This is a genomic window from Rhizobium phaseoli (assembly GCF_010668805.1).
In the GTDB taxonomy this organism is placed as follows: domain Bacteria; phylum Pseudomonadota; class Alphaproteobacteria; order Rhizobiales; family Rhizobiaceae; genus Rhizobium; species Rhizobium phaseoli_A.
On the sequence record NZ_WUFT01000114.1, the window covers coordinates 1 to 408 of the forward strand.

The following is a 408-nucleotide window of genomic DNA, read 5'->3' on the forward strand; positions in this document are numbered from 1 at the left end:
GCGAAGCGCGATGAAGCAGGCGGGCCTCGCCGCCTGGCTCGTGCCATCGGCGGACCCGCATCTTTCCGAATATCTGCCCGGCCGCTGGCAAGGCCGCGAATGGCTGTCGGGCTTCACCGGCTCGGTCGGCACGCTGGTCGTGACGGCGGATTTCGCCGGGCTGTGGGTGGACAGCCGCTATTGGGTGCAGGCCGAGGCGCAACTGACGGGCACGGGCGTCCAGCTGATGAAGATGTTCGGCGGGCAGCAAAGCGCGCCGCACATCGACTGGCTCGCGCAGAACGTGCCGGCGGGCGCGACGGTCGGCGTCGACGGCGCGGTGCTAGGCGTCGCGGCGGCGCGCGCGCTGACCGACGCGCTGAAGGCTCGCGGCGTCGAGCTGCGCACGGACCTCGATCTGCTCGACAC

At 71.6% G+C, this 408-nt stretch carries 1 protein-coding gene; it reads left to right on the forward strand.

Annotation, left to right across the window (positions count from 1 at the left end; all coding sequences use genetic code 11):
- Nucleotides 1-10: 10 nt before the first annotated feature.
- Nucleotides 11-408, forward strand: a 398-nt coding sequence (locus GR197_RS31640; RefSeq protein WP_246724751.1) for an aminopeptidase P family N-terminal domain-containing protein, incomplete at its 3' end; no start/stop codon positions are given.